The sequence below is a fragment of the Pseudomonas sp. HB05 genome, from assembly GCF_016756915.1.
Taxonomy (GTDB): domain Bacteria; phylum Pseudomonadota; class Gammaproteobacteria; order Pseudomonadales; family Pseudomonadaceae; genus Aquipseudomonas; species Aquipseudomonas alvandae.
The window spans coordinates 115,414-131,682 of the sequence record NZ_JAESPG010000002.1 but is presented as its reverse complement, the minus strand read 5'-3'; the positions used below and the strand labels follow the sequence as shown (position 1 = coordinate 131,682).

The window sequence follows — 16,269 nt, the reverse complement described above, 5'->3', positions numbered from 1 at the left end:
GATATGCCCGAGACGCAGAATTCGCCCGTTTCCTTCGAGCCAGAACGCCAAGCTGAACCGCCTTCTGAAAAGCCTGCGCCAGGCAATCCGCTGCGACGCATTGCGCTAGGCGTCGCGGTGTTGACCGCCGTGCTGTTTACCCTCTCCATTTTCATGGAACGACGCACGCCCTCGACGTCACAGGCCGTGGTGCAAGCCTATGTGGTGGAAATGGCTGCCGAGGTAGGTGGCCGCGTGACAGAAATCGCGGTACTCGACAACGCCCGGGTGAAAGCCGGCCAGGTGCTGTTTCGTATCGACCCGCAACCCTACAAGCTTGTCGTCAGCGAGGCTGAAGCGCGGCTGGAGGAAACCGGCCAGGCATTGGGCGCCAGCACCGCCTCGGTGGATGCCGCCCAGGCCCAGCTGGTGTCGGCGCGCGCGCAGCGCGACAACATACGCGAGCAGGCCCGGCGGGTGAATCAAATGGTCGAGCGCGGTGTGTTCGCCCCCGCCCGCCAGGATGAAGCCAAAGCCTCGCTGGGTTCCGCCGAGGCGGCCGTGAGCAAAGCCCAAGCCGACCTGGAGCGGGCGCGCCAGCAACTAGGGCCCAAAGGCAACGACAACCCGCAATTCAAGCAAGCCTTGGCCGCGCTGGAAAAAGCCCGGCTGGATCTGGTGCGTACCGAAGTCATTGCACCCGCCGATGGCGTGATCACCCACCTCCAGCTCGCCGTTGGCCAAGTCGTCAGCGCTGGCCAACCGGCACTGACCTTTATCGACAGGACCACGGTATGGGTGTCTGCCGCCTTCAAGGAAAACAGTCTGGAACATGTGCAGGCCGACGATCCGGCGGAACTGGTGTTCGATGTATTGCCGGGGCGGGTATTCAAGGGTCGTGTTGAAAGCGTTGGCTGGGGTGTCGCACAGCAAGACAGCAGCAACGCCGCCCTACCCTCGGTGCGCAACGAGAGTGGTTGGGTGCGCGACCCGCAGCGCTTTCCGGTACGCCTGATAGTGGAGGAGCCCCACCCGATCGGCCCACGTTACGGCTCGCAAGTCACCGTGGTGATCTATACGGGTGACAACCCCATGACCAACGCTTTGGGGGCATTCATGACACGCCTGGGCGCCTGGCTGAACTATGTCTATTGATGGGCAAGCTGCGCCGCAACTGCTGCGGATCAAACGCCAGGGATTGCGCGTCGCCCTGGCTGTGACCGTGGGCTTGTGCACGGGACTGGTCCAAGGTGACATCCTGCCCTTTCTCGCACCCTTGTTCGCCATCCAGTTCCTCTTGGCCAGCCGCCGCGCGCCAACGTTATCCCAGGGATTGATAACGTTGTTGGTGAGTATGCTGACCGGCGCGCTGCTGGTGTGCATGACCGGCGTGCTCGGTGAGCGGCCGTGGATACTGTTACCGCTGCTGTGGCTGTTTTATTTCGCCTGCTTTACCGCGCAAGGCCGACAATTGGGCGGCGCGGGGCCCACATTGATGTTGGTGATTGCGATTGTGGTGCCGATGCTCGATACCGTGCAGCGTGATCTGGGCGAGTCCATCGTGCTCGTTCTGGTCAAGGCGGTCAGCCTGGGTTTGCTATTGACCTGGGGCGCCCATGCGCTGATGCCCGACCTTGCGGGTGAACAGGCCGACCAGCCACTCGCGCAGCCGCAGGAGTTGACGCTAGTGATTCGCCAGGCCATGACCAGCGCGGCGATTTTGCTGGCCATGGTTGCCCTGTGCCTGAGCGATCCACGATTGGCCACGGCGATGGTCGTCCCCATCACGGTGGCCTCGTTGCTCAGCCAATTCTCCTTGGACATGAGCAGCCGCAGCGCCCTCGGGCTGGTGGTCGTCAACCTGCTGGGTGGAGTGGTGGGTTCTCTGGCCTTTACGCTGTTCGAACTGCGGCCAAGCCTATGGCTGGTGGCGCTGGTCCTGCTGCTGGTCAGCCTGCTGTTTGCCGGCAAAGCTGCCCTGGGCAACACCGCTGGCAAGGTATTCGGCGGAGGGCTCATGACGTTCCTGATTCTGTTCGGGCTCGGTGTATCACCGTTGCCGACAGAAACGCCCCAGCTGTTTTCCACCCGTATCGCGTACGTGCTGTTTGCGGCTGTCTATGCCATTGGCATGGCCGCGCTGTTGTGGCCGAGAGGGCGTGCAAGAGCTCGCCGTGCAGGCGTAGAGCGATAGGCTGATGAAGGTGCACCTCCCCGCCTAGCGACTGAGTGGGCTCGAAACACCCAACGCCGATTGGGGATTTCGCAAGCCAACTCGCTCCCGAAGTTTATGCGCTAAACCTGTGGGAACGAGCCTGCTCACGAACAAGACTTCAGGGCTGTTGCCCCATAATTCTAATCAGAAGTAGTAACCGATGTTCATGTACAGCTGGTTTTCCCACCGGTCACTACCCCCAGCCCCCAGACTCTGGGTGAGGCTGCTGCCGCCGATGACCGGGTCATTCTTGCCGTACAGCCATTCCGTGGCGATCCACAGTTTGCTGAGGGAGAACGAGGTGCCGAGAATCATCCGTTGCGAGGTCTTGAAGTCGTCTGCGGATTTATCGAAGGCGCTGTAGTTGGCGTACAGCTGCACGCCGCTGATCTGGTCGAACAAGTACTTGCCGCCAACGTCGTAGCTCACATCCGCCACATACAAGTTGCCGCGACTGGCCACGTTGTAGGTGGCGTCGTAGCCGCCGAAAGTCACCAGTTCATCGGTACCGGGGTTGCGCGGGGACATCTGCTGTCGCGCAGCTTGCAGTTGCACGCCCCACGGGCCGTTTTTGCCAATGTAGTGCACCGCCACGGCATTGCGCCGGCCTTCGTTGTCGGTGTCGCGGTTCTCCAGGGACGAGGTCAGGCCAGAAATGCCGACCTCGGACTTCCACGGCCCCAGGTCCAGCGCCTTGGCCACCCGCAGCACCACGGTGTTGCGTTCCTGGTTGTTGCTGCCGTCGATGACATAGCTGTCCGCTTCGGAGACGACGCTGGAGTAGGTTTCACCCTTGCTGGTGCCTTTGCCCTGCGAGGCCGGGCGAACGTAGTAACCGGCCTGGATATTCCAGTCGCCGCTTTGCTGGATGTACTTGGCGCCCAATTCTTCCAGGTCTTCCAGGCCCACGACGTTGCCCAGGGTTTGATAGAACGTACTGCCAAAGTATGGCTGCAAACCGAACGGCACTTGGTTCAGGCCGACCTGGACTTGCTGGTCGGGGTTGAACTTGTAGCCAATCCAGGCCAATTCGGCGAACTGGACGTCTCCTACATTTTCTGTGTACTGGTAAGGGTAGGCACGTCCGTAGAAACGGTACTTGGCCTGGCCGATCCAAGTGTCGGAGTTGTACTTGGCGGAGAGGATCACGGTATCGAAGTTGAACTTCTGTATATCGCGATCCGGGTCATAGTCCCAACGCGCCCGGACGGCGCCGCCGAGATCGAGGTTATCGGTGACTTGGATCGCCTGCGCGTGGGTGGAAAGTGCGCCCAACAGCGCCAGCGGGATCAGTGAGCCCAAGGCCCGGGTGGTATTCAAGTTCATGGTCGCTCCATCTTTAAGTTTTATTTTTGGCAACAACCATCCCGGCCACGACAAAGCGCGGTCTGGATGAAATAGGTATGGCCCGCCGGAACAGAGGTTGGAACAGCGTCCAGGTGCTAGCGGGCTACGGGTGTTCGAGAAATCGCAGTCGTTTAAATTTCGGTGTCAGTTGCGTTGAATTTCTTCGACCACAGCCGCACAAGCGCGGAAGGTATCCAATGTCCACTCTGGATTGATGAAGTCCGGCCAACTGGACAGTTTTACGATCGTCACTTCAGAAGCCGGATCCCAAAAGATGCTTTGACCAAATACTCCGCGCGCCGAGTAAATCCCATGCTCACTGTCCAATACCCAGCACTTATTGCTATAGGCCGCGGTAGGAAAGTGCTTGGTGTAGTAGCCGTAGAGCACTTCAAAAGCGGGTGTGGAGCCACGTCCGCATGCACGTACAAATGTCTCCGGGACGATTTGCTGGCTGTTGTAATGTCCACCTTGCAAATACATTTGGGCAAATCGCCCGAGATCGCGCAGCGTGGCACTTATTCCCCCATCGGCCAATGCAGTTCCAACACGATCAAGGGTGATATTCGCGTCTTGTTCTGCTCCCAGTCTCGACCAGATCTCCCGACTCAACAAAACGGGGAGCCGCTCGCCGCAGGCCCGCTCGCAGACCCAGGCCAACATGTCGGTATCCACTGAGCGATACTCAAAGAACTGGCCATGTTCACGATCTTTACTCAGTGACTTCAACAAGGCATAGATGCTGTCGGGTGCGTTTCGCTCGCCCCGTTCACGCCAACCCGAGGCGATATCCAACTGGATGAATTCGGCGTCCGGATCGGTGTAGTCCTCCCTGAATCTCACGCCCGTGCGCATATCCAGCAGATCCTGTACCCGGGCGTCGCCATAGCCGCTTGCTGAAAGCTCGGGCACATAGTGGCTGACACACGCTTGAGGATCGATCCTGCCCTGGCCGATCAACCGGCCGACCAGGCTGCCGATGATGGTCTTGGATACCGATTGCAACAGATGCAACGTGTGCGGCTGCATACCGTTGAAATACTGCTCCGACACCACCTTGCCTTGGTGAAGTACCAAAAAACCATCGGTGTAACTATCGGTCAGGAAGGTCGCCAGATCGGTTTGCCCGCCGTCGACCCGCTGGAAACGTACGTCATCCAGTGAGCGCTCGTTGCGCTTGAGTTCGCTGACCGGCCCGGGACCGCGATGAATAGCGGCCACTGGAAACAGGTGGCTCATGTGCTGGAACGACCAGCGGTTATAGGGCGGGCTGTCCCAGTTATGCAGGCCAATCTGCTTTTCCCGGGACGGCGGATAGCCCTGCATCAGCCTTAAATCCTGGTAGCCAATGCCTGGAGCGGTCATGTCGTTTTTATTGTACATAGGGGTTCAGCTCTCATCGTTCAGAGGGTGGTGGCAAGAAAAGCGGTGGCCGTGATCCTGGGTCTCGGCTGGCACCTCTCGGCGACAACGCTCGCTGGCCCGCGGGCAACGGGGCGCGAAGTGGCAGCCGGTAGGCCGGTTCAAAGGGCTGGGAATTTCTCCGCTCAGGATCTGCAACTGGTCACGGCGTTCCGGGTCGATGGAGGGCACCGAGTTGAGCAGCGCACGGGTGTAGGGATGACGCGGCCTACCGAACACCTGCTCCACAGGCCCGGCCTCGACGATGCGCCCCAAGTACATCACCAGCACCTGCTGCGCCAGGTACTCGACCGTCGCAAGGTCGTGACTGATGAACAGGTAGCTCAGGCCATTGTCGGTCTGCAGCGTCTTGAGCAATTGCAGCACTTGGGCCTGGACCGACACGTCGAGCGCCGCCGTAGGCTCATCGAGGATCAGCAGTCTTGACTCCAGCGCCAGGGCTCGGGCAATAGCGATACGCTGCAACTGGCCACCGGAGAATTCATGGGGATAGCGATCCATGTGCTCCTCGCCCATCCCCACGTTTCCCAACAGCGAAAGAATGCGCGCGTGCAAGGCGCTGCCGCGCAAACCAAAGGCAACCTTCAGTGGTTCGGCAACAATCGCCTTGATGGTCATTTTCGGGTTCAGCGAGGCATAGGGGTTCTGGAACACCATGCTCAAGCTCTTGCCCCGAGCCCTGGCATCGGAGGGCAGCGGCCGACCTTCGACCAGGATTTGCCCACTGTCGGCTGGCAGCAGACCGAGCAAGGTCGCGGCCACCGTACTTTTGCCACAACCGGACTCTCCCACCAGCGCGACCGTCTCACCAACCTGCACCTCCAGGCTGATGTGGTCGATGGCGGTCACCAGGCCGTCGCGGCTGGCGTAGGTCTTGTGCAACTGAGTGACGCTCAGCAGTGCGGGCTGTTGGTTGTTGTTCATAGCCGTTTACCTTTCAAAGAAGCCTCACACCTTGACCAAGGTGTTGTGGCAAGCCGCCCAGTGTTCCTCGCCAATTTCCACCCTCGGCGCAACCTGGACGCAGCGCCCGGTAGCGCGTTCGCAGCGGGGGTTGAAGGCGCAGCCAGGCGGGGGAGCCGCCATGTTCGGCACCTGCCCCGGGATAAAGCCCAGGGGTTGGAGGCCCTGCCCCAGCTTTGGCACGGTGCCCATCAATTTCAGGGTGTAGGGATGCGCGGGTCGCTTGAACACCTGGCCCACCGGACCGCTCTCCACCACTTCGCCGGCATACATCACCGCCACCCGGTCACAGAGCGAAGCCACCACGCCAAGGTTGTGGGTGATAAACAGAATCGCCAGGTCCTGCTCTCGCGCCAGCTTGCGCAGCAGGGCGATGATCTGCGCCTGCACGGTGACGTCCAGCGCCGTGGTCGGCTCATCGGCGATCAGCAGTTTCGGCCGACAGGCCAGCGCCATGGCAATCACCACTCGCTGCAACTGGCCGCCAGACATCTGGTGCGGATACTTGCCTAACGCAAGAGTGGGATCGGGCATGCTCACCGCTTCCAGCGAGCTCAGCGCCTCGGCGCGAATCTGTGCCTTGCTCAGTTGCCGATGGCAGCCGATGACATCGAACATCTGCCGCCCGACCGTGAAGAACGGGTTGAGCGCCTTCATCGGGTTCTGGAAGATCATCGCCGCGCCACCGCCACGCAAAACCGCCAGCTGCGACGCCGACGCGCCGTTGACCTGCTGTCCGGCGACCTTGACACTGCCTCCCAACCGCGCGGCCTCAGGCATCAATCCGAGGCAGGACATGGCCGTCATGGACTTGCCCGAGCCCGACTCCCCCACCAACCCAAGGATCTCGCCGCGCCTTACCTTGAGATCGATGCCGCGTACGGCCTTTACGGTCTTGAACAAACCAGGGAAGGACACCGTCAGTCCTTCCACTTCCAGCACCAGGTCCTGAGCTGCCTCGTTGTTCGAAGCAGCGAGAGGCCCGAGCGTAGAAGTTTTCAAGGATTCGTTGATCATCAGCGCGTCCCCTTCTTTGGATCGAGCACATCGCGCAGTCCGTCACCCACCAGGTTGACGGCCAGCACCAGGACAAAAATCGCGACGCCGGGAAACAGCACCGTCCAGGGATTTTCGAGCAACTGTGAGCGCGACGCCGCGGCCATCAACCCCCATTCGACCATGGGCGGCTTGGCGCCCAGCCCGATAAAGCTCAGCGAGGCAGCGGCAAGTATGGTGTAACCAAAGTCCATGGAGCCCTGCACGATCACAGGGGTGGTGGCATTGGGCAGGACATGGCGAAGCAAGATACGGCAGTGACTGACGCCCATGGCGCGGGCGGCTTGGATATAGGTTTCCGAGCGAACCCGTACTACCGCACCACGCATGATTCTCGCGTACCAGGGAAACCAGGAGACGGCGAGCGCCAGCATGGCGTTGGCCAATCCCGACCCCAGCGCAGCGGTGATAGCGATCGGCAACAACAGCGGCGGAAAGGCCAGGAACACGTCTGAGACACGCATCAGCAGCGTATCGATTCGACCACCGAAGTAGCCGGATACAAGCCCGATCGGAATCCCGATCAGCATCGCAATCAGCGTCACGCTTATTCCAATGATCAGCGAGGTGCGTGCGCCATAAAGCACCCGTGAAAGAATGTCGCGACCAAACTCGTCGGTGCCCATCCAGTGTGCCCAGTTGGGCGCCAGCAACTTCTGGGAAAAAACAATCTTGTTAGGCTCATAGGGCGCAAGCCAGGGGGCGAAGATGGCTGCCAGGATGATCAACAGCAATAACAGCGCGCCGAAAACAAACAACTTGTTATCGCAGGCAAACGCAAGGACCTTGATGCGCCATGACGGGGCTCGCGAGGGCATGGACAGGGACACGTCTTGGATACTCATTGGACTCGCAACCTCGGATCAACAAGGTGATACAAGAGATCAACAATCAGGTTGATCGACAGATAGGTCGTGGCCAGCACCAAGGTGGCGCCCATCACGGCGGGGAAATCATTCTGGGCAATCGAAAACACCACGAAGCCGCCCAGGCCGGGCCAATCGAAAACGAACTCGACGACTACCGCACCACCGAGCAGATAACCGAAGGTCAGGCCCACCACGGTCAGGAGCGGGATCATTGTCGCCTTCAGGGCATAGGCGTAGTGAATACGCCACTTGGGTACGCCGTAAGAAACGGCCGTGCGGATGTACTCCTCGGAGAGCACCTCCACCATCATGTTGCGAGTGATCCGAGTGACGGTGGCCAAGGTCACGACGACCAGAGTGAGCACGGGCAGCGTCAGGTGTTTGATGGCGCTCCACAGTGCTACGAAATTACCGGCCAGCAGCGTGTCGACCAGGTAAAAACCAGTCACACGCTCAAACGGACTATCGAGAAGAATGGAAGCATCGATACGTCCTTGCAGGGGCAGCCAGTTGAGCTTGCCGTAGAACAGCAACTGCAAACCCATGGCCAGGATGAAAACGGGAAATGCCGTCCCGGCGATGGACCCCGCCCGCGCCACATTATCGATCGCTGAGTTCTGCCGCGCCGCAGAGACGACACCGATCGGCACCCCGAGCACCACCACCCAGAACATCGCCAGGAACGTCAGTTCAAACGTCGCGCCAACCCGCCTGACCACCTCCTCCACCACCGGCCGCCCGGTGCGCAAACTGGTGCCAAAATCACCCTGGAGAAGATTGCCGATGTAATTGAAGTATTGGATCGGCAGAGGTTTATCCAACCCGAGTTTTTCCCGCGCGACGGCAATTTGCTCCGCCGTGGGGTGATTTCCCAGCATCATCTCTACCGGAGAACCGGGAAGAGCTCGGCTCAGCACGAAGGTGATAGTCAACACGCCCAACAGAATGAAGAGCATGACTATCAATCGCTGGGCTATATACTTCGCCATTTAAACTACCTTTTGTGGCTAATAAACTTGGCCGTGACTTCTTACGCCCAGCATAAAGCCCTCAAGGCGAATCAACGCTTGAGGAATGACCGGGCGAATCAACCGACTATCGGATGTCAGGGCAAATCAGGCCTACCTCTACAACTTCATCGCAAACAGCTCGGCATTCAGCGATTCAAGTTGTAATAGAGAATGGCCTCATAGGCCGGATTAAGGCTTTTTTCCATACCCTTGATGTCTTTGCGGGAGACACGTATCTGCTGCACGTCGGCGTACCAGATCGCAGGAGCGTCCTTGGCCAGTAGCTGCTGGGCATGGACGTACTTTTCAGAGGATTTTGTCCTGTCGCTGCCTTCCAGCGCCGCCGCCTCTTCGATCAACTGATCAAAACTTGGGTTGCTGTAATGAGACAGATTGAACAGCGTTGTCTTCTCGGTATGAAACTCACTGAAAAGCCAGTCGCTGGGCGTCGGATACGTCGGCCACCAAGCCATGGACTGCAAGTTGGGAGCGGTGTCCAGCTTCTTCGCCTTATCCCAGATCACCCCCCACTCGCCGGGACGCAGCTCTACTTCTACCCCAACCTGAGACGCCGTCGCCTGGAACAGTTCAGCCGCGTTTGCATAGACGCCACCGATGTACTGCATCGAGACTTTCCAGTCCTGCTTGGGTACACCGGAGGCTTCCAACAATTGTCGGGCTTTATCCAGATCGTAAGAAGCCATGGGCACGCTGGCATGCCCCCAGATACTGCTGGGCAAGGGCCCCTTGGGGACACTGCCGTAGCCGTGCAGAATATCGTTGGTGACACCTTCATAATCCCAGAGGTATTGCAGCGCCTGACGGAATGCCAGGTTATCCGTAGGGTACTTCTGGGTATTGATCAAGAATTGGAAGTTCTTCCACGAAGGCGCGGTGCTCACCTTGATGGCGGGGTTCTCTCCCAACACCTTGAGCTGATCAAGCGGGATATCCCAGGCGACACCGGCCTCGCCATTCTTGATCATCTGGGTACGGGTAGAAGCTTCGGACACGACTTTCACGATGACCCGATCGAACTGCCCTTCTTTCCAGCCGCCCCAGTAACCCTCGAAACGTTCGAGCACCACTTGCTGGCCCTGTTCGACCTGCCCAAGCTTATAAGGACCGGTGCCGATGGCATTGGGGGCCATCATCCAGTCGTGCCCTTTATCCACCGCCGCCGGGGCAATGATGTAGGCAGCGTATTGACCTGCTGCGATCAGATTGGCCGGAGTGGGACTCTGAAACTTGAGCACTACCGTGTCGTCAGCGACGACCTCCACGGAATCCAAGGCCTTCCATACATACGCGGCGCCTTGTTTTAGCGCTTTGACGTAATCAATGGACTTCTTGACCGCAGCGGCATTGAACGCCGAACCGTCATGAAATTTGACCCCGTGCCGCAGTTTGAAAGTCCAAGTCTTGCCGTTGTCGCTGCTTTCCCAGGACGTGGCGAGCCCGGGGGAAAACTCCTCGGCGCTGCCTGGCGCGTTATAGACCAGAAGTGTCTCGTAGATATTGCCCAGCACCCGAACCTCTTCGGAAAAAGCCGAGGCTGGATCCCAATCCTTGAAAGAGGCTCGATCAGCGACTACCAAGGTATTGTTTGCCGCACACACCAAGCCACTGGTCAACGGCGCAGAAACGGAGAGCGCCATCAACCCTGCCATCAAGGTTCTTTTGAAGTTCATCGGTGTTCCTCTTATTTTTATGATGGGCGCAGCGGGTCACTTGCACGAACAGACAATCATCCGACCGGAATAAACGACGTGATTGGTCGTCGCGAGACTGCCTGAGCGGTGTGGCCCATTATTGATCTGCCGTACCGTCAGCTCAATTTCGCGAACGCTAAGAAAAAAACGCCCGGTGACGCTTGAAAGCGTCACCTAGCGTCTGTTTTTAAGGCGGGGTTAGAACAAGGGGGGAACAAGGTTGAACTCACCCTCGGATGGGCGGATCAGCAGCCGCGCCCTGACTTCGCTGGGAATCTCAGGGGCATCAATCGGGAAGCAACTGCAACTGGACAGCGCGTTACGCAGGTCGATCGACTCGCCAAGGTACTCAAACACAATCTGCGCACCGAAAGGACGTCGAAAATTGTCGCCCGACACGCCAAGCACCAAGCCATTGAGAAAGCGGAAGCGACTGCGGTAGGAAGGGTAAAGCGCTGACCAGATATAGCCCCGGGAGGATAGGTATTCGCGCTCGACGATGTAAATCAGGTCCGATGATGCAAAGCAGAACCCTCGATATTTATTGATGCCGAAACTCTTCAGTTGGTCATCACCCAACCTCACTCGCTCGTACGTTTTACTCAGGATTTTGTTGCCAGAACGAGTCAAGCGGGTAATCGACTTGATCACCTCCCCTGAACCGGAGGGCGACATCAAATAGACGAAGTAGTAACCCTGGTACTTCGACAGCTCCTGCGCGGAGCTTGGAAAAAAATCGGTGGGTACAGCACTGTCCGGCTCTCGCGACGTGCGCTGCCGGTTGAGCAAAGCGCGGAAGGAATCGTGCTCGGAGAATATCTCATCCTCATCGACCCCGAAAAAGGCGCATATCTTGCGAAGGGTGAACAGTGAGGGAGTCGCCTGCGCCCCCAGGTATTTGTTGAACTGCTGGCGGTTGATATCGAGGGAGCGGCACACCATCGCCACCGATTTGTAGTACCCGCAGAGAAGACGCAAGTTTTGACTGAAATCTTGCATCGACTGGGGTGAATTGGAACTCGCCATTAAAAATATTCCTAACGCCACTATTGAACACGCTGGACTTATCGTCTCTTTGGATCACGGTCAGAAATCTGCAGCGCCAACCCGTGACCGACGTGCGCATTAAGCCCGACCATAGCGCCTGGGTGGGGGAATATTCAACAAGGACACATCATGCATTCGTTGGCCGTGCGTGCTCTCCCGCTGGGCGGCCGTTCAAACATCCAGCACTCGAGTTTCGTTGATCCGTTCATAAACGCCGGGGGATGCCCGGCGTTCATGGGCCATGACCGCCCGGCTTTGGCGGTCATGGCGCAGCATCGCAACCACTCGGTCACGATGTACGCCGCATCACCAAGGCGCCAGCTTCAATCTCTCCGGCATCTTGCGTATCTGACCGTCCCCATGGCTTCGTGCAATCGGCTCTCCATCCCCGTCGAAGGCTTGCACGGCCAGTTCCGCCGCCACCGGGTCCACGTCGATCCGGCAGAAGTTGTCATCCTGGGAGAAACCCCACGCCCTGTAGTGCAAGGTGCCCTGGGCCGGACTGATGGCGAAGCCATCCTGGGTATTCGCAGCGCGTGAATCGTGGACGTAGCCAGCGGGGTCGCCATCGGCAAAAGCAAACGGCCAATAAAATGCGGAGGAGACTATGGAGTAAGCCTTGAGCGCCGCGGCAGGGCCCGAGAATTCCAGTTGCGCCACGCTGGAGCAATGGATGTCACCGGAGAGGAAAATCACGTTCTGCACGTTTCCGTCTACCATCGTCTGCAGAATCCGCCGACGCGTGTTGGGAAAACACGGCCACGAATCATCCTTCTCCTTGTGCTCGTCGCTGAGCAAGGTATCCACGCCGTTTGGCAGGAAGACGCTGGACGTCACGATGAACTTCGGCACGTTGCCGCGGGTTTGCTGCATGTGCATCAGCCACGCGCATACCCGGTCCAGTTGGCTCGGCTCGTTGGGATCAAGCGAGGGCCGGCCCAGCAGGTGATTGTCGGCCAACCCCGGCAGGTCGGCGAGAAAACGCTGGGTGCGGGTGTCGAGGACAAAGAATGGGTAGCCGGCGCAAACGAAGTCGTAGAACAGGTTCAGCGTGCGCATCCGCTTGAGCGAGGCTGGCGCCCCGTACGCCGGATCATTGACGTAGCTGTCGGTGAAACGCGGGCCGTGGCTCCACTGGTAACTCATGTAGGCACCAATGGCCAGGTTGAAGAGTATCCGTTTGCTGTTGCTCTGGTGCAGGCGATCCTGTGACCAGTTGTCCTCGATTTCGTGGTCATCCAGGATCATGTAGGTTGGCACGCGACTCAGCAGCTTGCGCATGTTCCGCGACCCGAACGCAATATGGTAGCGCTCCTGGAACTCTTCGTAGGTATCCGCCAGGCCGATGGGCACCATGCGATTGAACATGTCCGCATAGACCTGATCCCCGGCCATGAGTGACAGGTTGACCGGCCTTGCCTCATGCTGCTGGAGCATGGGGCGAAAGATGCGGTCGGCTTCCTTGCGCTTCCATAGCAAACCTGGATATCGGCACGAGCCCAGCAGGAAACTGAGTGGGGATGCGGCTTGTCCTGGCGCCGTCTGTGTGGTGAACGTAGCCTCGGCAAACGCTTCACCCAAACCATTTTCGAGATTCAACTTGTCCGCCCACACGGACGCGTCTGGGAGCTTGGACGCAATTTCCTCACTGGTTACATTGCTGTCATTGGGATAAGCGTCATCCTGATTCAGCGACGCCATGCGCACGGTGTAGGTGGTGGCGGGATCGAGCGTGTAAGGCTGCAGTTTCTTTTCCTCCGCCGCATTTTTCCAGAGGGACTTGTCTACACCGAGATTCAACGTGCCGGTACGGTCGTATTCGCGGGGCAAGCGAAAATAGAAGATATCCCCCGGCTTTACCTTGCCGTTTTTTCCTACGACACCGAGTACACCAATGGAGCGGACCTCTTCATCCAGTTCTTTTCGATCGAGACAATCCGAGGCGGCAATCCACAACCTGCACGAACGATGGGTCGTGTGTCCCACGATGGGACCGAGTGCGGGCGCGCGAAGCGTAGTCATGCAGAGGCATCCTTGAGTTCAGCCGTTACACGCTAGTTGACTTTCCGTGGCACCGCTATATAGCGCTGGCGTCTAAAAAGAAATAACGCATCCGATTGAAATAGCGTTACTGCAGAATTCTGGCTACCGAACCTGAACTTTCTTTTTTATTACCCATAGCCCCAGAAAAGTCAGCACGGCAAAGCCGGCTCCCATCACGAAAGTAGCCTGGTAACCCACCGAGTCCCACAGAACACCCGCAGTGACGCTTGCCACCAGCAAGGTCAACCCAGTCAACAGATTGAACATGCCAAATGCCGTGCCACGCAGCTCAATAGGCGCGCAATCGGCGATCAAGGCAGCGAATATTCCCTGGGTAAACCCCATGTGCAGTCCCCATAGAACCACTCCTGCAGCCAGGCCGGTGATGCCCGGAACGAATGCCAGTGTCAGGTCGGCGATGATCAGCAATATCAGCCCTGTGCCGAGCACCGACAGGCGGTTGATACGATCAGACAGTGCGCCAGCTGGATAGGCTGACAGCGAGTACGCCACGGCCATCAAGACCAGCACTGCAGGTGCCCACATCGGCGCCAGTCCAACGGCGTGGCCACGCAGGATCAGGAAGGCTTCGCTGAAGCGTGCCAGGGTGAACACCGCAGCTACACCCACCACCCACCAATAGCCGGCGCCCAGTCGTGCCAACTCCCGTCGACTCAAGGGCATACGCACCCGTTGCGCTCCTGGCGCCTGTGCGGGCTCATGGACAAACAGAAGCAACACCGCGACGGCAAGGAAGGCCGGGATGACGGCCACCCAAAAAACCGTCTGGAAGTGGTTCGCCGTCAGCCACATCAAGCCAATCGCAAGCAGCGGCCCCAGGAACGCACCCACGGTATCCAGCGTCTGGCGCAGGCCGAAAGCTGCCCCTCTTATCGCTGGCGGAGTGATGTCGGCGACTAATGCATCACGCGGGGCACCGCGGATCCCTTTGCCAATACGATCGATAAAGCGGGCACCGGTCAGCCAGTCCAGCGAGCCTGCCAAAGGAAAGATCGGTTTCGACAGCGCCCCCAATCCGTAACCCAGCGCCGCAAGCAGTTTGCGCTTGCCCAATCGATCACTGAGAGCCCCGGAGAATACCTTGGTGATCGAGGCTGTAGCCTCGGCGATTCCTTCGATGAGACCCACCGCCAGGACGGAGGTACCCAGCACTGTGACCATGTAGAGCGGCAATAAGGCATGGATCATCTCCGAGGAAATATCCATCAACATCGAGACGAAGCCCAGTGCCCAGATACCGCCTGGCATGGTGCGCCAGGCATTGCCGGTCGAAGCCTTGCGGATTGGCGCAGTCGTTGGAACACCGCCCGGCCTGTCAGTGGTTTTCATCATGAGCCTCGGAAAACGCCTTGGAGCGTTGGGTCAGACGGGACGATATTCGACGGTCAGATGGCTGACTTCGTGAACCGGCTTGAGACGTTCACGAATGCTATCGGCGTCCACCGTGTTGTCACCCATTATGCTGACAATGGCCGCATGGGCTTGCGGTCCAATCTGCCACACGTGCAAGTCCGTAATGGTGGCATCCCCATTCTTCTCCACCAGCTCGCGGATTTCCTCGGCAATGTGGGCATCTGTCTGGTCCAGCAATACAGCCGCGGTGACGCCCATCAACGACCATGCCCAACGCGCGATAACGAGGGCGCCGACGATCCCAATGACCGGGTCCAGCCACACCCAACCGAGATAGCGGCCGGCGAGCAGTGCAACGATGGCCAGCACCGACGTCAGCGCGTCTGCGATGACATGGAAATAGGCCGATTTCAGATTATTGTCGTGCCCGTGGTGGTGATGGTCATGATCACTGTGATCATGCCCATGGCTATGTCCGTGGCCCAGCAGCAGTGCGCTGATAATGTTGACGATCAAACCGACAATCGCAATGAGCGTCGCAGAGCCGAACTGGACGTCTGTTGGCTGCAAGAGACGCATGACAGACTCAACGCCAATCCCCAGGGAGACCATGCCGAGTATCAACGCCGAGGCAAACCCGCCCAAGTCGCCAACCTTCCCGGTACCAAAACTGTATCGCTGACTGGACGCGTGGCGTTTTGCATATCCGTAAGCGGCGGCCGTGATGCCCAATGCGCCGGCATGGGTTGCCATATGAAAACCATCGGCCAATAAGGCCATCGACCCTGTGATATAGCCGGCGATTATTTCGCCAATCATCATCACGACGGTCAGTGCCACGACCCAAAGCGTACGCTTGGCGTTTTCGTCGTGCGCCGAGCCAAGGAACATGTGGTGGTGGGTGTAGTTGAGGTGGGAGCCGCTCATGGGGGTGTACCTGGATGCGTTCACTTGGAATAACGGCGAATGGCTTCGAGCAGCTCTTCGACGCCTTTGTTGCGCTGCGCTTCGCTGAGCGCAGGGTTAGCGACATGCTCCCGTGCGTGGTCTTCGATGATTTCTTCCATCAGACCGTTGAGGGCGCCACGAGTGGCGGCCACGAGGTGAAGTGTCTTGGCGCAATCGAGATCCGACTCCAAGGCCCGCTCAACGGCCTGGATCTGTCCGGCGATACGTTTCACGCGCTTGAGAAGATCGTCTTTGTTTGCTGCGATATGACCCATTGGATACCT

The 16,269-nt window shown here is 58.7% G+C and carries 14 protein-coding genes; 2 read left to right on the top strand and 12 right to left on the bottom strand.

The features are described 5' to 3' along the window. The first annotated feature begins 3 nt into the window (after window positions 1–3). Together JMN22_RS03140 and JMN22_RS03135 are read left to right on the top strand one after the other, a co-directional pair. Window positions 4–1,134: an HlyD family secretion protein gene (locus JMN22_RS03140; RefSeq protein ID WP_198795768.1), complete on the top strand. Its 1,131-nt coding sequence runs from the start codon at window positions 4–6 to the stop codon at window positions 1,132–1,134. After that, complete coding sequence (locus tag JMN22_RS03135; RefSeq protein WP_030141781.1) at window positions 1,124–2,173, top strand: DUF2955 domain-containing protein; 1,050 nt, start codon at window positions 1,124–1,126, stop codon at window positions 2,171–2,173. Before JMN22_RS03140 ends, JMN22_RS03135 begins: the two co-directional genes overlap by 11 nt. A 165-nt stretch (window positions 2,174–2,338) precedes the next feature. Here JMN22_RS03135 and JMN22_RS03130 read toward each other — a convergent pair whose 3' ends face one another. The 12 genes from JMN22_RS03130 to JMN22_RS03075 all read right to left on the bottom strand — a co-directional run bounded on the left by JMN22_RS03130 (window position 2,339) and on the right by JMN22_RS03075 (window position 16,260). Beyond that, on the bottom strand, window positions 2,339–3,520 hold the full coding sequence (locus JMN22_RS03130) for a hypothetical protein (RefSeq protein WP_198795767.1): 1,182 nt from the start codon (window positions 3,518–3,520) through the stop codon (window positions 2,339–2,341). 165 nt (window positions 3,521–3,685) lie between these two features. After that, window positions 3,686–4,924: a serine hydrolase domain-containing protein gene (locus tag JMN22_RS03125; RefSeq protein WP_198795766.1), complete on the bottom strand. Its 1,239-nt coding sequence runs from the start codon at window positions 4,922–4,924 to the stop codon at window positions 3,686–3,688. A gap of 6 nt (window positions 4,925–4,930) precedes the next feature. Further along, the gene (locus tag JMN22_RS03120) at window positions 4,931–5,887 is read right to left on the bottom strand and encodes an ABC transporter ATP-binding protein (RefSeq protein WP_198795765.1); all 957 of its coding nucleotides are present in this window, start codon (window positions 5,885–5,887) and stop codon (window positions 4,931–4,933) included. Window positions 5,888–5,911: 24 nt separating this feature from the next. Beyond that, window positions 5,912–6,943: an ABC transporter ATP-binding protein gene (locus JMN22_RS03115; protein WP_198795764.1), complete on the bottom strand. Its 1,032-nt coding sequence runs from the start codon at window positions 6,941–6,943 to the stop codon at window positions 5,912–5,914. Then, entirely contained in the window at window positions 6,943–7,827 is an 885-nt protein-coding gene (locus JMN22_RS03110) for an ABC transporter permease (RefSeq protein ID WP_030141786.1), read from the bottom strand. Before JMN22_RS03110 ends, JMN22_RS03115 begins: the two co-directional genes overlap by 1 nt. After that, entirely contained in the window at window positions 7,824–8,840 is a 1,017-nt protein-coding gene (locus JMN22_RS03105) for an ABC transporter permease (RefSeq protein ID WP_030141787.1), read from the bottom strand. The genes JMN22_RS03110 and JMN22_RS03105 overlap by 4 nt, the downstream gene beginning before the upstream one ends. A 167-nt stretch (window positions 8,841–9,007) precedes the next feature. After that, window positions 9,008–10,552: an ABC transporter substrate-binding protein gene (locus JMN22_RS03100; RefSeq protein ID WP_030141788.1), complete on the bottom strand. Its 1,545-nt coding sequence runs from the start codon at window positions 10,550–10,552 to the stop codon at window positions 9,008–9,010. Window positions 10,553–10,771: 219 nt separating this feature from the next. Then, entirely contained in the window at window positions 10,772–11,599 is an 828-nt protein-coding gene (locus tag JMN22_RS03095) for a helix-turn-helix domain-containing protein (protein WP_030141789.1), read from the bottom strand. 327 nt (window positions 11,600–11,926) lie between these two features. Further along, window positions 11,927–13,642: an alkaline phosphatase D family protein gene (locus JMN22_RS03090; RefSeq protein ID WP_198795763.1), complete on the bottom strand. Its 1,716-nt coding sequence runs from the start codon at window positions 13,640–13,642 to the stop codon at window positions 11,927–11,929. A 123-nt stretch (window positions 13,643–13,765) separates the two neighbouring features. Then, window positions 13,766–14,932 (bottom strand): MFS transporter, encoded by a 1,167-nt coding sequence (locus JMN22_RS03085; RefSeq protein WP_236010246.1) that lies wholly within the window; start codon window positions 14,930–14,932, stop codon window positions 13,766–13,768. Between the two features lie 114 nt (window positions 14,933–15,046). Further along, window positions 15,047–15,964 (bottom strand): CDF family Co(II)/Ni(II) efflux transporter DmeF, encoded by a 918-nt coding sequence (gene dmeF / locus JMN22_RS03080; RefSeq protein ID WP_198795761.1) that lies wholly within the window; start codon window positions 15,962–15,964, stop codon window positions 15,047–15,049. 20 nt (window positions 15,965–15,984) lie between these two features. Next, window positions 15,985–16,260 carry a metal/formaldehyde-sensitive transcriptional repressor gene (locus tag JMN22_RS03075; RefSeq protein ID WP_030141796.1) on the bottom strand — a complete coding sequence of 92 codons (276 nt, stop codon included), beginning with the start codon at window positions 16,258–16,260 and terminating at the stop codon, window positions 15,985–15,987. Window positions 16,261–16,269: the final 9 nt, after the last annotated feature.

What these genes read in the sequence shown, in the direction of transcription:
- JMN22_RS03105 (WP_030141787.1), bottom strand. Translation starts at nt 8,840, where the DNA reads ATGGCGAAGTATATAGCCCAGCGATTGATAGTCATGCTCTTCATTCTG.
- JMN22_RS03130 (WP_198795767.1), bottom strand. Translation starts at nt 3,520, where the DNA reads ATGAACTTGAATACCACCCGGGCCTTGGGCTCACTGATCCCGCTGGCG.
- JMN22_RS03095 (WP_030141789.1), bottom strand. Translation starts at nt 11,599, where the DNA reads ATGGCGAGTTCCAATTCACCCCAGTCGATGCAAGATTTCAGTCAAAAC.
- dmeF (WP_198795761.1), bottom strand. Translation starts at nt 15,964, where the DNA reads ATGAGCGGCTCCCACCTCAACTACACCCACCACCACATGTTCCTTGGC.
- JMN22_RS03135 (WP_030141781.1), top strand. Translation starts at nt 1,124, where the DNA reads ATGTCTATTGATGGGCAAGCTGCGCCGCAACTGCTGCGGATCAAACGC.
- JMN22_RS03100 (WP_030141788.1), bottom strand. Translation starts at nt 10,552, where the DNA reads ATGAACTTCAAAAGAACCTTGATGGCAGGGTTGATGGCGCTCTCCGTT.
- JMN22_RS03125 (WP_198795766.1), bottom strand. Translation starts at nt 4,924, where the DNA reads ATGTACAATAAAAACGACATGACCGCTCCAGGCATTGGCTACCAGGAT.
- JMN22_RS03120 (WP_198795765.1), bottom strand. Translation starts at nt 5,887, where the DNA reads ATGAACAACAACCAACAGCCCGCACTGCTGAGCGTCACTCAGTTGCAC.
- JMN22_RS03110 (WP_030141786.1), bottom strand. Translation starts at nt 7,827, where the DNA reads ATGAGTATCCAAGACGTGTCCCTGTCCATGCCCTCGCGAGCCCCGTCA.
- JMN22_RS03075 (WP_030141796.1), bottom strand. Translation starts at nt 16,260, where the DNA reads ATGGGTCATATCGCAGCAAACAAAGACGATCTTCTCAAGCGCGTGAAA.
- JMN22_RS03115 (WP_198795764.1), bottom strand. Translation starts at nt 6,943, where the DNA reads ATGATCAACGAATCCTTGAAAACTTCTACGCTCGGGCCTCTCGCTGCT.
- JMN22_RS03085 (WP_236010246.1), bottom strand. Translation starts at nt 14,932, where the DNA reads ATGCCAGGCGGTATCTGGGCACTGGGCTTCGTCTCGATGTTGATGGAT.
- JMN22_RS03090 (WP_198795763.1), bottom strand. Translation starts at nt 13,642, where the DNA reads ATGACTACGCTTCGCGCGCCCGCACTCGGTCCCATCGTGGGACACACG.
- JMN22_RS03140 (WP_198795768.1), top strand. Translation starts at nt 4, where the DNA reads ATGCCCGAGACGCAGAATTCGCCCGTTTCCTTCGAGCCAGAACGCCAA.